This is a genomic window from Neglectibacter caecimuris (assembly GCF_034335015.1).
In the GTDB taxonomy this organism is placed as follows: Bacteria; Bacillota; Clostridia; order Oscillospirales; family Acutalibacteraceae; genus Acutalibacter; species Acutalibacter caecimuris_A.
Map to the genome: position 1 here is coordinate 41,488 of NZ_JAWXXK010000001.1, position 13,911 is coordinate 55,398.

The window sequence follows — 13,911 nt, forward strand, 5'->3', positions numbered from 1 at the left end:
TCACCTTCCCTTCTCCACCGGGCTTTCCAGGGCCGCCCGCATTTTTTCCAGCACCTCTTCAGAAGAGGACTTATCCTGCACCAGGTCCTTTTCTCCCTGCTCCTGCCCGCACACCGCGCCATAGGGACAGTACCGGCAGGAATTCTGGTTGACCATGGCGGGGGAAGCCTCTACACAGCCCTCTGTCAGTTTCCTTCCCATAGAGGCGATAAGGCGCTTGGAATAGTTCAGCACCTGCCGCAGTTCCTCTTCCCCCAAAACGGAGCTGAACCTCCCCGGTGTTCCGTCCTTGTTTAAGGAAGCCGGAATAAACTTTCCCCGGGCCGATGCCTCCATGGCCTGAATGATCTCGTTGTTATCCAGCACCAGGCCGCTCATGCGAAGCTGCTTATCCACTTCTTTTTTGATTTTTTCCTCGTCCGCCCCCCGCTCCACGGAAACAGAGGGCTCCGCCGCCGGCATATACAGGATCCCCGCCGGAAGCTCTTTGCCGCTTTCCACCAGCGCCGCCAAATATACCAGCATTTGCATATTCAGGCCGTAAAGCACATCGGCCAGCCGAAACACCTTTTTCCCGGTTTTGTAGTCGATGACCCGCACATATTCTTTTCCGTCCTCCAGCACCACGGCGTCCGCCCGGTCGATGGTGCCCCCCACCGTCACCACGCCGCCGTCTCCTGTTTCCACCCGCAGGGGCGGATATTCCCGGTCGTCTCCCAGGCCCAATTCAAAATATTTGGGCTGGAACCGGCTTTGGGCCAGCTCCTCCTCTACATGGCGAATAAGCTTGCAGGCAGATCTTGCCATACGGTCCAGACGGTACTTTTCCCTGCTGCTGAGCAGCTCCAGTCCGCCCATGTTTTCCCCGGCGTATTCCAGGATCAAGCGCCGCACCCAGCTCAGCAGCTCTTCTTCCGTGCTTTGCTTCAGGGTTTCTCCGCCCTGTTGGAACACCTGCTCAAACAGATAGTGCATCAGGGTGCCGTACTGCATCACGTCCACCTCGGCGGGTCTGCGTTCTCTGGCCTTGATACCGTACCGGCAGAAATATTTGAAGGGGCAGCTGTGAAAAACCTCGATTTGGGTGGGAGAGAGAAACATATCCTTTCCGAACACCCTTTGGGCAAGGCTTTTATCCGCAAGCTCCGCCGGTTTTCGCCCCGCGGCCCGTTCCAGCGCCGCAAGCCTGCCCTCATAGGCATCGTTTCCCTGAAACAGCAGCCGAAGGGCCGCCGCTTCCTCCGTATTTTCCGTGAAACGGGCTGCCATGCGGGAAAAGGCCGCTTCCTCGGAATTGGCGAAATACTTGTCCGGCAGCCCGCGCAGCGGCTCCAGCGTGGGAAAGATCTCCCCCACGGCGGAAACCAGTTCCCCCGGCCCCTTTTCCTCTCCGCCGGAGGTTCTGGGCCAGCAGAGAGTCAAACGCTCAGAGGGAAGGCAGGCAACGGAATAGGCCAAATACCGCTCTTCGATGGCTTTTTGCTCCAGCGGGTCTCCCAGGGGCAGCTCCAGGGCGATCAGCGCCCGGCGCTCCGCGTCGGAAAACACACCGGAGGCCTTTGGGGTCAGTGGGAAATCTCCCTGAGAACAGCCGATCAAAAAGGCCGCCTTGGGAGAGGACTGCCGCACCTGCTCCGCCGTGCCGAAGATCACCTCGTCCACAGTTTGGGGAATTTCCGAAACGTCCTCCGCCGAGACCACCTCCTTCAGCAGACGGAAATACCTGTCCCGGGGCGTTTTTCGATCCCCTAAAATGCTGTGGAGCTGATCCAGCAGCTCCATGAGCAGCTCCCATACCCGAAGCTGCTTGGCGGCAAGGCCGTCTTCCCCGGCTTCCTCCAAAGTCCGGCAGTAGGCGGGAAGATTTTCCTCCATGCCGTAGGCCGCCAGCAGGTCGTACACCGCCTGGGAGATCTCCGCCCCGGAAGCGTCCCGGGTAGCCGCGGAAAACCGCAGCAAAGGCCCGATAAGCCTTTCCCGCAGGCCGTTCAGCCTTTCCAGGGCAAGGCTGTCCTCTTCCGTCAGCTTTTGGCCGAAGCCCCTGGGGTGGCGGACGAATTCCGCCCGCCAGTCCGAGCCGTTTATTTTCCAGAGAAAGGCATAGTTTTCCAGATCGGAAATTTCCTCGGTAGTAAAGCCGGAGACTCCCGTTTTCAGCATCTCCAAAAGGCTGTCGGTGGAAAAGCCGGAGCGCACGGCCTCAAAGGCTTCCAGAGAAAAACGCATCACAGGCTCCGCGTCCACCCTGGCGGGCTCTGATACAAAGCAGGGGATCCCCCGTTTTTTCAAAGCCACGTCCAGGCTGCCGTAATAGTGCTCCGGCGTTCGGCAGATAATGGAAAAATCCCGATAGCGCCAGCCTTTTTCCTGAACCAGCCGCCGAATGGTGGCCGCCACAAATTCCGCTTCCTCATAGGGATCTCTTGCCTCAAAGATCTCGATCCCCTCATGGTCGGAAGAAGGCAGAAGCTCCTCCCCGGAAAAAAGCTGTGTTTCCAAAAGCTTCAGGTTTTCGTTTTGAAACCGGGGAGCGGAGGTAAGCTCTACGGGGGGCAACACCGCCACGCCGTTTTCCTCCGCCGCCCGCAGCAGCCGAAGCCGGGTACGCTCCACCAGGGCGAACAGCCCGGTGCCGCCCTGGTCTCTGCCATCGGTGCAAAGCGCTACCGCCACATGCTCCGCCTTGCGCAGGATCTCCGTAAGCACCGCCATTTCCTGGGCGGTAAAGCCCTCAAAAGAATCCACCGCCACCGTGCAGCCCCGGAAAAACTCGCTGGCGCGAAGGGCCTCCGCCAGACGGGTCAGGTCGTCCCGGGAATCCAGATAGGAAGCCTCCACCAGCGCTTCAAAGGCGCCGTACAGCAGTGCGATCTCCGAAAGCTTTTTGGAAAGCCCTGTGTTCCCCAATTTTCGGGCGGTTTCCGACAGCTGCTCCGGGGAAATACCGCACATTTTCATTTCGTTGACCGCCGTGAGCATAAGATCCGTTACCCTGCCGCTTTTGGCGGCGTTCAGATACACCTCCAGCTGATCCTCACAGGCCATAAGGGCGGAGGACATCAAGATCCGCCGTCCTCCGTCGCTGAGCCTGCGTCCTGCCGCCCCGCCTTCCCGGCGAAACACGGCCTCCGCAAGACGGGTAAAGCTGTACACCTGAATGCCGTTGGCCTGCTTTGTCCCGCAGAGCCGAAGCATGGCCTTTTCCGTTTCAAAGGAATACTGCTCTGGCACCAGCATGATCAGCTTTCCCTTGCCGCTGTGCCCAGCCAGCAGCTGGCGAAGATATTCCGTTTTTCCGCTTCCCGCCCGGCCCAGCACAAATTGCAGCACTTCAAAGCTCCTCCTCTTTTCGGCTTAAGCGACAGCCGCTTAAAGCACATACCCGATCTTTTTCATCACCTTTTGCAGTGTTTTCCCGGCAATGCGCCGAGCTCTGGAAACATTTTCCGAATAGCACTTTTCCAGGTAGGCCTTATCCTCCATCAGCCGCCGGAATTCCTCCTGAATAGGGCGCAGCTCGGAAATGACCGCTTCCGCCACAGCGGGCTTGAACTCTCCATAGCCCTTTCCCTCAAATTCCCGTTCGATCTCCTCCATGGTCTTTCCTGTCACGCAGGAATAAATATCCATTAGATTGTTGATGCCGGCCTTTCCCTCACCATAGCGCACACAGGAATCGCTGTCCGTAATGGCCCGCTTGAATTTCCGCAGAATGGTATCCGGGTCATCAGAAAGCAGGATAGTTCCGTTCATGTTTTCATCGGACTTGGACATTTTTTTCGTGGGATCCTGCAGAGACATGACCCGGGCGCCGCGCTGGGGAATCAGGGGCTCCGGCACGGTAAAGGTAGGGCTGTAAAGGCCGTTAAAGCGCTCCGCGATATCTCTGGCGATCTCCACATGCTGCTTCTGATCCGCCCCCACCGGAACCAGATCCGCCTGGTACAGCAAAATATCCGCCGCCATCAGACAGGGGTAGGTAAAGAGCCCGGCGTTTACATTGTCGGCGTGCTTTTGAGATTTGTCCTTAAACTGCGTCATGCGGGAAAGCTCGCCGAACTGGGTATAGCAATTCAGGATCCACGCCAGCTGGGAATGCTCCGGCACCTGGCTTTGGATAAAGAGGATCGTTTTTTCCAGGTCGATCCCCATGGCCAGCAGATAGGCATAGGCTTCCAGCGTGTACCGGCGCAGCTTCGCGGGCTCCTGCCGCACAGTGATGGCGTGCAAATCCGCTAAGGCATAGACACACTCATACTCGTCCTGAAGCCGCACATGGTTCCGTATTGCTCCCAGATAATTCCCCAAGGTAAAGGTTCCTGTGCACTGGTACATGCTGAGCACCCTTTTTTTGCGTTGGTTTTCCATAAAAAATTCTCCTTTTCCCAGAAAGTTGCTTTTTCTTTTATTCGGCCATTTTTCCGGCAAGGCTTCCCAAAAGCTTAATGCCCTCCGTCAGCTGCTCGTCGGTGGGGGTGGAAAAATTCACCCGGAAGGAACGGCAGGGCTCTGTCTCATCGGTCAGGAACGCCGTGCCCGGCACCACGCAGACCTTTTCCTCCGCCGCCCGCTTCACAAAATCCAACATATCCACACGTTCCGGCAGGGTGCACCAGGCGAATAACCCGCCCTGAAACTCGCTCCAGGTGATCAGAGGGCGGAAATACTGTTCCATGGCGTTTCGAAGCACCTGGCTTTTCCGGCGGTAGATCTCCCGCAGACGGCAAAGGTGGGCCTCATAGTCGCATTCCGTCATAAACCGGTGGCAGACGATCTGCGCCCAAATATTGGAGTGAACGTCCTCCCCTTGCTTGCAGACCACCATTTTCTGAACGATCTCCCTGGGCCCGATGGCATAGCCCACCCGCATGCCGGGGGACACCACCTTGGAAAAGGAGCCCGCGTACAGCACAACGCCCTCCCGGTCAAAGGATTTGATGGGGGGAAGTTCTTCCCCGGCAAACCGCAGGTCACCGTAAGGATTATCCTCCAAAATCAGCACATTGTGATCCCGGCAAAGCTCATACACCCGCTTCCGCTTTGCAAGGCTCATGGTGATGCCGGAAGGATTCTGGAAATTGGGAATGGTGTAAAGGTATTTGATCTTCTTTTCCTGCCGCAGGGCATTCTCCAGCTGCTCCAGGGAAAGGCCGTCCTCCTCCATGGGAATTCCCCGCAGCTTTGCCCGATAGGAGCGGAAGGTATTGAGAGAGCCGATAAAGCTGGGGGCTTCACACAGCACGGTATCCCCCTCGTTTAAGAGGGTCTTGGTCAAAAGATCCATCACCTGCTGGGCGCCGCTGGTGATGAGGATCTCATCGTTTTCCCCGCCTGCCCCGTGCTTTTCCCTCATATAGGAAAGCAGGTGCTCCCGCAGGGGAAGATAGCCCTCTGTCACGCTGTACTGAAGGGCCTCTATGGGGGTGCTTTCCAAAAGCTCCGCCGAGATCCGGCGAATGTCCTCATAGGGGAAAGCGTCCGGGGCGGGATTGCCCGCCGACAGGGGGATCACTCCCGGGGCGGAGGAATTTTTCAAAATTTCCCGGATCGCCGAAGGCTTCAGGCCTTTTACCCGTTCGGAAAACTCATATTTCACGGTATCGTCTCCTTTCACACCTGTTCAAAATAAAAAACCTGTCCCCGCGCTACTGCGCACAGGGACAGGAGATTTTCCTGCGGTACCACCCAGCTTGGCATGAGCCGTCTCATACCCACTCTTTCCCGATAACGCCGGAACCGCGCCGGGCCATTTCCTGCCCGGACCCAACGGGCCCATTCCCGCACCTCTTCCGCCGCCTTTCCACCACCCGGCGGCTCTCTGAAGGGAAGGCCGATGCGCTACTACTCCCGTTCCTTGGTTTTTCCTGATTTTGCGGCAGGACCTTCCTGCCGTTTCTGCTATTATATTCTCCTGTGTGAAAAAAGTCAAATCTCCCGCCGCAAAAAAGTACGATTTCTCCGCCGTGCTCTTTTCTCTTTTGATTTTCATAACTCATTTTACATAATTTTTTCGCCACAATGAAGGCGAAGCTCCTCAAAAGCCCTCTATCTTGAATTTTTATTCCATAAGATGACAGAAAACACCTACCATTTAGTGACAGGAAATTTTTTCCAGGATAGGTATAATTTCGTTACCAACGGCATAGCTGGTTTCCCATAATTTTTATATGAGGCGGTGTTCTCGATGGAAGGATCCAGGGTTCGGCAAATATTCGGCCGCTTAGAGGAGTATTTACACTCCATCTACGCGCGAAAAGTCATTACAGTACTGGGGAGCTTTTTTTCCGGGCTGCTCTGCTCCCGGGGGCTTGTGTTCGGCAAATATGCTCCCTTTGGCGTGGCGGCGGCAGCCGCCGTACCAAAAAGCGGCATGTGGGCGGCGGTGTTCGGCGCGTTCTTCGGCTATCTTCTGCCCTCGCCGGTTTACGTTTCCGTGCGCTATGCGGCGGCTTTGTTGGCGGTGGCGGCCATTCGCTGGTCGCTTTCGGAATTAAAGGCGGTAAATACCCACCCGCTGTACGCCCCGGCAGTCACCTTTCTTCCCCTGCTGCTCACAGGGCTTACCATGGTGTTTCTAAGCGGCTCCGTGACTTATTCGGCCGCCCTGTACTTAGCGGAATCTTTTTTAGGCGCGGGAGTCTCCTATTTTCTGTGCCGCACGGCAAATCTGCTGCAGGGCCGGTCCGGAGATGGGCGCTCCAAATCCAGCGGCTTATATGACAGCGGCGATGTGGCCGCCCTGGCAGTCACGGTGGGCGTGCTGGTCCTCTCCTTTTCTGGCGTTACCGTGGCAAACGTTTCCATCGGGCGAATTTTCATGGTGCTGATGGTGATCTACTGCGCCCGGGTAGGCGGTATCAGCGGCGGCACGGTGGCGGGCGTTACCGCCGGGGCCATTCAGGGGCTTTCCACGGCGGGGCTTTCTTACTTATCCGGCGCTTATGGCCTTGGCGGCCTGATGGCAGGCGTATTTTCTCCCATGGGAAAGGTGGCTACGGCGGCGGCCTTTATCATCTCCCACGGTGTTGCCTCCCTGCAGGCCGGAACAGGGGATTCCCAAATGATCTCCGGTGCTGTTGAGGTGGCCGCCGCTACCGTGGTCTATATGCTTCTGCCCAGAAGCAGGCGGCTGACTGAGCTTTTTGGGGTACGGAAGGACACCCTGAGCGGCGGCGCGCTGCGGAACAATATTGTCATGCGCCTGCGCCACGCCTCAGAGGCCCTTTCCAATGTCTATTCCTCTGTGGAGGAGATCTCCCAAAAGCTTTCCGAGGTCTGCGCCCCCAACCTGCAGGGGGTTTATAACCGTTCTACAGAGGCCATCTGTGCGGGCTGTGCCATGAGCGCCGTATGCTGGCGAAAGCACAAGGAGCAAACACTGGACAACTTCTCCCAGCTTCAAAAGGTGCTGAAGGAAAAGGGAGAAGTGGAAACCGCCGATTTTACCCAGGAATTTTCAGACCGCTGCAAGCGGGCGGGAGAAATGAAGGAGGAGATCAATAAAAATTACGGGCGCTACCTCATGAAGGAGGCCGCGGAGCTTCGGGCCGCCCAGGTGCGGGAGGCCGCCGAGCAGCATTTTCGCACCACCGCCGGGATCCTGGAGGAAATGGCCGGGGAATTTTCCCTGTACCAGCATTTCGATGAAGAGGCCGCCCAGCGGGTGGAGGATATCCTGCGGGACAACGGTGTGGAGCCCCTGGAGGTGTGCTGCCGCCTGGATCGCTTCGGGCGCATGACCGTAGAGGCCGAGATCCACAGAGAGCGCCAAAAGCGGCTGAACCGGGCGGTGTTTACCAAGGAGATCTCCGCCGCCTGCGGCCGGGTATTCTCCCCGCCCTGCGTCAGCTCCTCAGAGGAGACCTGCCGCATTCAAATGTGCCAGCGCCCCGCCTTTGAGGTGGGCAGGGGCTTCTCCCAGTACTGCGCCCGAAACGGCTCCTTCTGCGGCGACAGCGCCGGGGTCTTTTACGACGGCTGCGGCAGGCTTATCGCCGTGCTGAGCGACGGCATGGGCACCGGGGGCCGGGCGGCAGTGGACGGCGCTATGACTTCCGCCATGGCGGAAAGCCTTTTGAAGGCCGGCATCGGGTTTAACAGCATGCTGCAAACGGTAAATTCCGCCCTGATCGCAAAATCCGGGGACGAATCCCTGGCCACCCTGGACGTGACCTGCATCGACTTGTTTACCGGAAAAGCGGAATTCCGCAAGGCGGGCGCCGCCTGTACCATTGTGCGCCGGGGAAAATACATCGATGTGATCGAAGCCTCCAGTGTTCCGGTGGGCATTATGCCCCATGTGGAGTTTGCCTGCTATGAGCGGGAGCTGACGGAGGGAGACCTGGTGGTGATGATCTCCGACGGCGTGATGGTTTCCGGCACCGGGTGGCTTGCGGATATGGTGCTGAACTGGGACGAAAGCGAAAACCCCAATCTGCTGGCAGAGCGCATTACGGAAGAGGCACAGAAGCGCCGCAGCGACGGCCACGAGGACGATATCACCGCTCTGGCTCTTGTTGTACAATAGAAAAAGTCTGGTTTTTCAGGGCCGTCCCGAAAAGCCAGACTTTTTTATCTACCGCCATGAGCGGCTTAAAGCAATGGATCGATCTGACGCTCATGATCGCTCAGGCCAAAATGCTTTGCGATCTCATCGCACACCGCGTCTCTGGTATCCTTGCCGTTATCCTCCCGCAGGATCGTATAAAAGCCGCTGCTCTCGTACTCCTCAAAATGCTCCTTGCTGTTGATTCGCTTCAGCCCGGCCTTGTAGTTTTCCATGACCCTTTGGGGCTCTTCACAGCCTTCTATGACGCTGAGAAGAAACTGCTTTTCCGGGTCATCCCGGTCAAAAAAGCGCTCTACGCTCATGCTTTGGGGCGACAGCATCACCACCACCCGGCGGTAGTCGGAGATCTCCCGCAAAAGCTCGGTGGGAATATTGGTATCGACGATCACTTTTTTGTCCCTTGACAGGGAGATCAGCTCCGCCACTTCAAAGCCGGCGGATTCCCTTGCCGTATTGTAGATCCAGCGCTCGTACTCCTCCGGAGAGCGCTTTACAAAATCCTCCCAGCTTTTCAGCTGCCGCATATAGCACAGATCCGGCTGAATTTCGGGGTCTGCCACCAAATCGGAAACGGTGCTGTGGTAATTTTCGCCGCACAAGACCATATCGTACCGATCCGCCAGCAGCTTGGCCGTGGTGGATTTGCCCGCATAGGCGGTGCCCGTAATGAAATAAACGTTTCTCAAATAGTGCTTCAGCACATTGTTTTCAATATTCATAAGTTTCCTTTCGCTTCCGGCTGCCGGAAAACCCTAATGACGGATCGTCCTCAGCCCTTCTTCCAAAGCCGAAATTAGCGCTTCCACGTCTTCTTCGGTGCTGAAGCGGGAAAAGCTGACCCGAAGAGACGAGGCGATGCGCTCCTTCGGCAGCCCCATGGCGGTCAGCACATGGCTGGGCTTCGCCTTCCCGCAGGCGGAGCCGGAGGATACAAAGATCCCCCGCTGGGAAAGAAAATGCAGCATGGTCTCCGCCCGAACCGCTCCGGCGGAAAAATTCAAAACATAGGGCAGCCCCTCCGGCGGAAAATGGAGCTCCACCTCTGGCAGGACGGACAGCTTTTCCCGCAGAAGGTGGTTCAGCTTTTCCACCTGCGGCAAGGTTTCCGCCGCCTTCGGCAGCAGCCGCACCGCTTCCCCAAAGGCACAGAGCAGCGGAACGCTCTCTGTGCCGGAGCGCAGGCCTTTTTCCTGGCCCCCGCCCAGGGCTCGGGGTAAAATACGCACCCCATTTCGCACATACAGCGCTCCCGCCCCCTTGGGGCCGTGAAGCTTGTGGGCGCTGACCGTGATAAGATCGGCCCCCAGCTTTTTGGGGGTAAAATCCAGCTTGCCGAAGGCCTGCACACAGTCCGTGTGCAGCAGGGCAGGCGCTTTTTTTCGCTGAATGGCCTTTGCCGCCGCCTGTACCGGGAAAATGGCCCCGGTCTCGTTATTGACCAGCATCACGCTGACCAATATCGTCTTTTCGTCTATGGCGTTTTGGAGCTGCTCTTCAGAAAGCCCGCCGGACGGCTCCGGCTTCAAAAAGACCAACTCAAAGCCCTGTTTTTCCAGCTCCTTTAAGGGCTTCAGCACAGAATCGTGCTCCACTGCCGTGGTGACGATCCGGTTTCCCCGGCGCTTTCCCGCCTCCGCCGCGCCGAACAGGGCCAGATTATTGGCCTCCGTGCCGCCGGAGGTAAACACGAGCTCCCCCGGGCTTGCCCCCAGCCGGGAGGCGATCACGCCCCTGGCAGCCTCCAGCTCCTGACGGGCGCGGAACCCCCTTCCGTGAAGCGACGAAGGGTTCCCGAATTCCCCGGTCATCATCGAACAGGCCTTTTCAGCCGCCTCCCGCAGCACGGGAGTGGTAGCGCTGTTGTCCAAGTAATGCTCCGCCATTTTGTATTCCGCCTCCCGGGAAAGTAGTTGTTAGTTATGAGTAGTTAGTTGTTAGAAAGGGCTTTTTTGATGCTGGACGACAGCATTATATACAATGAGCAATGAGGAATTAGCAATGAAGGGCAGGGATAGAGCGGTAAATTGGAATTGGCGAATTTACAAATAGCACTAACTCCTTGCCTCCCCTGAAAGGGGAGGCGGCACGGCGAAGTCGTGTCGGAGGGGTTGTAGGGCACCGAAACCCGCATAAAATCCACCTTTTCAACCTCGTCACCACGGAACCCCTCAGTCAGCCTACGGCTGACAGCTCTCCTTTCAGGGGAGCCAAGGGCGTCATATATATTCCAATTTAACAAGCTATGCCCTTAAAATTGCTCATTGCTCACTCCCCTGCCGTTCTCCTTCTGTCCTCTTGTACCCCGTGGCAAAGTCCACCTGGTTTTTCAGGGGCTCTCCCGCGGAGAAGCGTTTCAGGTTTTCCGCGAAGATCCTTACGATCCGTTCATGGGTCTCTTTCAGGTGATAGAAGCCGGAAATGTGGGGCGTGATCACAGCGGTGGGAAGCTTCCACAGGCGGTGATCCGGCGGCAGGGGCTCGGGGTCTGTTACGTCCAGGCCCGCTCCGGAAAGCTTACCGCTTTCCAGGGCATCGCACAAGGCTTCGGTATCCACAATGCTGCCCCGGCCCACATTGAGCAGCACCGCGCCGTCCTTCATGCGGGCCATGCGCTCTCGGCCGATCAAGCCCCTGGTGGCTTCCGTTCCCGGCAGGGTGATCGCCACAACATCCGCCTGGGGCAGCAGCTCGTCCAGCTCCCCCGGCAGGCAGACCTGGTCGGCATAGTCCGGCTTTTCCCGGTTGGTCCTGCGCATGCCGATGACCCTTGCTCCCAGCGCTTTGCAGCGCCAGCCGAATTCGCCGCCGATATCCCCCATGCCCAGCACCAGAACGGTGGAGCCGAAAATCGACTTTACCGCCCCCTGAGAGCCCCAGCTGCCCTTTCCCTGCGCGTCCCGGTAGAGCTCTAATTTTTTCAAAAGCTCCAGCAGCATGCCCAGCATATGCTCCGCAATGGCCAGGCCATAGGCCCCGGTGGCGTTGGTAAGTAAGGTGTGCTCCTTCAGCACGCCGGGCTTCAGATAAGGCTCCACCCCAGCGCTGCCGGTTTGCACCCATAGAAGATCGGCGGTGGAAAGCGCCTGGGGAGAAATATTTCCCAACAGTACATCGGCCCATTCCAGATCCGCCCCGGTCAAAACGGGCCGGTCGATCAAATCCTGAAACGGCAACCTGGGATCGACCGTTTCCCCCTCCGGGACGCGGAACCGAAATTCCCCTTCCGGCGCCGCGGCCTCCAGCAGTTCTTTATGCTTTTGCTCCAACGGGAGCACCGATAAAATATGAAGCGCGCGTTCCATCTGCAACCTTCCTCCTTTTAGAGAAAAAGCTGCACAAGGCAGCTTTTTGTAATCTCTATCAAAAACTTTTTTGTATCCTGCGTAATGCGCATCACAAGCGATGCGGAAAATCACAGGCTCTCTATTTCCTTTTCCCACGCCGCCCGGCAGGCGTCGCTGGGCATTCTGAAATCACCCCTGGGGGAAAGCGTTACAGAACCTACCTTGGGACCGTCCGGCAGACAGGAGCGCTTGAACTGCTGGATAAAAAAACGCCGGTAGAAAACGGAAAGCCAGCGCTTTATCGTTTCAGGACTGTATTCTTCCGCAAAGGCCCGGCATGCCATACGATAGATTTTTCCCGGCGTAAAGCCAAAGCGAAGCATATAGTAAAGGAAAAAGTCGTGAAGCTCATAAGGGCCCACCAGCTCTTCTGTTTTCTGGGCAATTTCTCCATCCTTCGGCGGCAGCAGCTCCGGGCTGACCGGCGTGGCCAGCACATCCTCCAGAGCCTGCCGCAGAGCGCCCGCGCTGCGCTCTGCCTCGTATTTTACCAAATACCGCACCAGGGTTTTCGGAATGGAAGCGTTCACACCGTACATGGACATGTGGTCGCCGTTATAGGTGGCCCAGCCCAGGGCCAGCTCGGAAAGGTCTCCCGTGCCGATCACAATGCCGCCGCACTGGTTTGCCGCGTCCATCGCCACCTGGGTGCGCTCTCTGGCCTGGGAATTTTCAAAGGTCACATCGAGGCTGTTTTCGCTCTGGCCAATATCCGCAAAATGCTGGCGCACCGCCTTTTCAATGGAGATTTCCCGGAAGCTTACGCTCAGCTCCTCCGCGATCCTCTGGGCGTTGCTCTTGGTGCGGGAAGTTGTGCCGAAGCAGGGCAGGGATAAAGTGTGGATCCCTGCCCTGGGAAGCCCCAGGCGGTCAAAGGCCCGCACGGCCACCAGCAGGGCCAGGGTGGAATCCAGCCCGCCGGAAAGATTCAGCACCGCGGTTTTACACCCGATATGGGAAAGACGGGTGGCAAGGCCCACCGCCTGCATGGTCAAAATTCGCTCGCAGCGGTCGGAAAGTCCCTTTTGGTCCTGCGGAACAAAGGGGTAGCGGGAAAATTCCCGGCTGGGCACAAAGCCCTGCAGCGTTTTTTCCTCATAGCGGAAGGAAAGCCTTCTCACCTCCGCATTCCGCTTCTCCCGCCAGGTATTGATCCGGCGGCGCTCCTGTATGAGCCGTTCCAAATCAAGCTCCGCTGTGAGAAGCCCGGTGGTAAAAAGCTTGCTTTCCCCCAGCAGAGAGCCGTTTTCAGCGATCAGGTCGTGGCCGGCGAACACCATATCCGTGGTGGATTCCCCCAGGCCGCTGTCTGCGTACACATAGCCCGCCAGCAAGTGAGCGGACCAGGAACGAACCAGCTCCCGTCGGTATTCGGCCTTTCCCACGGTCTCATCGCTGCAGGAGGGGTTCAAAATCACGGTAGCGCCGTTCTGCGCCAGCTTTCCGCTGGGCGGCTGCGCTCCCCAAAGATCCTCGCAGATCTCCACGCCAAAGCAAAGCTCCGGAATGTTCTCACAGGAGAAAAGCAAGTCCTTCCCCAGCAGTGCGGTCTGCCCCGCATATTGTACCTCAAAGGGAGCAGGAGCGGGGGAAAAATACCTGGCCTCGTAAAACTCCGAGTAGTTCGGAATATTTTCCTTTGCGGGCAGGCCCAAAAGCCTTCCCCGGTGGAATACCGCGCAGCAGTTATAGAGCGCCCCGCCCTGGGGCACCGGCAGGCCCACGGCACAAAGAATATCCAGCCTGGCAGTTTCCTTCATCAGCCGGGCAAGGCCCCGCTCCGCCGCCGCAAGCAGCGCCTGCTCCCGAAACAGATCGCCGCAGGTATACCCTGTCAGGGCAAGCTCCGGAAAGCACACCGCACCGCAGCCCAATTCCGCCGCTTCCCGGATCAGCTCCGCAATGTGAAGGGCATTTTCCGCCGGGTCAGCCAGACATACTTTCGGCGTAGCGGCGGCAAGCCTTATAAATCCATCTTTCAAAAAGGAGATCCCCTTT

At 57.7% G+C, this 13,911-nt stretch carries 8 protein-coding genes and 1 other annotated feature; of the genes, 1 reads left to right on the top strand and 7 read right to left on the bottom strand.

What is annotated here, in order from left to right; genetic code table 11:
- The 3 genes from U8T64_RS00210 to U8T64_RS00220 are packed head-to-tail and all read right to left on the bottom strand — an operon-like array spanning window position 1 to window position 5,596.
- Window positions 1-3,330 carry a PD-(D/E)XK nuclease family protein gene (locus tag U8T64_RS00210; RefSeq protein ID WP_322179790.1) on the bottom strand — a complete coding sequence of 1,110 codons (3,330 nt, stop codon included), beginning with the start codon at window positions 3,328-3,330 and terminating at the stop codon, window positions 1-3.
- A 39-nt stretch (window positions 3,331-3,369) separates the two neighbouring features.
- Entirely contained in the window at window positions 3,370-4,368 is a 999-nt protein-coding gene (trpS, locus tag U8T64_RS00215; RefSeq protein WP_322179792.1) for a tryptophan--tRNA ligase, read from the bottom strand.
- 37 nt (window positions 4,369-4,405) lie between these two features.
- Window positions 4,406-5,596 (bottom strand): aminotransferase-like domain-containing protein, encoded by a 1,191-nt coding sequence (locus U8T64_RS00220; RefSeq protein ID WP_322179794.1) that lies wholly within the window; start codon window positions 5,594-5,596, stop codon window positions 4,406-4,408.
- A gap of 57 nt (window positions 5,597-5,653) precedes the next feature.
- Window positions 5,654-5,864 (bottom strand) — a binding site (T-box leader).
- Window positions 5,865-6,184: 320 nt separating this feature from the next.
- On the opposite strand from U8T64_RS00220, the gene U8T64_RS00225 reads away from it, so the two are divergent.
- Window positions 6,185-8,527 carry a SpoIIE family protein phosphatase gene (locus U8T64_RS00225; protein WP_322179796.1) on the top strand — a complete coding sequence of 781 codons (2,343 nt, stop codon included), beginning with the start codon at window positions 6,185-6,187 and terminating at the stop codon, window positions 8,525-8,527.
- A gap of 65 nt (window positions 8,528-8,592) precedes the next feature.
- Here U8T64_RS00225 and U8T64_RS00230 read toward each other — a convergent pair whose 3' ends face one another.
- The 4 genes from U8T64_RS00230 to U8T64_RS00245 form a co-directional block, all read right to left on the bottom strand.
- On the bottom strand, window positions 8,593-9,288 hold the full coding sequence (locus U8T64_RS00230) for a DEAD/DEAH box helicase family protein (RefSeq protein ID WP_322179798.1): 696 nt from the start codon (window positions 9,286-9,288) through the stop codon (window positions 8,593-8,595).
- 33 nt (window positions 9,289-9,321) lie between these two features.
- On the bottom strand, window positions 9,322-10,452 hold the full coding sequence (locus U8T64_RS00235; RefSeq protein ID WP_322179800.1) for a cysteine desulfurase family protein: 1,131 nt from the start codon (window positions 10,450-10,452) through the stop codon (window positions 9,322-9,324).
- A gap of 375 nt (window positions 10,453-10,827) precedes the next feature.
- Window positions 10,828-11,871: a D-2-hydroxyacid dehydrogenase gene (locus U8T64_RS00240; protein ID WP_322179802.1), complete on the bottom strand. Its 1,044-nt coding sequence runs from the start codon at window positions 11,869-11,871 to the stop codon at window positions 10,828-10,830.
- Between the two features lie 110 nt (window positions 11,872-11,981).
- Complete coding sequence (locus U8T64_RS00245) at window positions 11,982-13,895, bottom strand: NAD(+) synthase (RefSeq protein WP_322179804.1); 1,914 nt, start codon at window positions 13,893-13,895, stop codon at window positions 11,982-11,984.
- Window positions 13,896-13,911 lie beyond the last annotated feature (16 nt).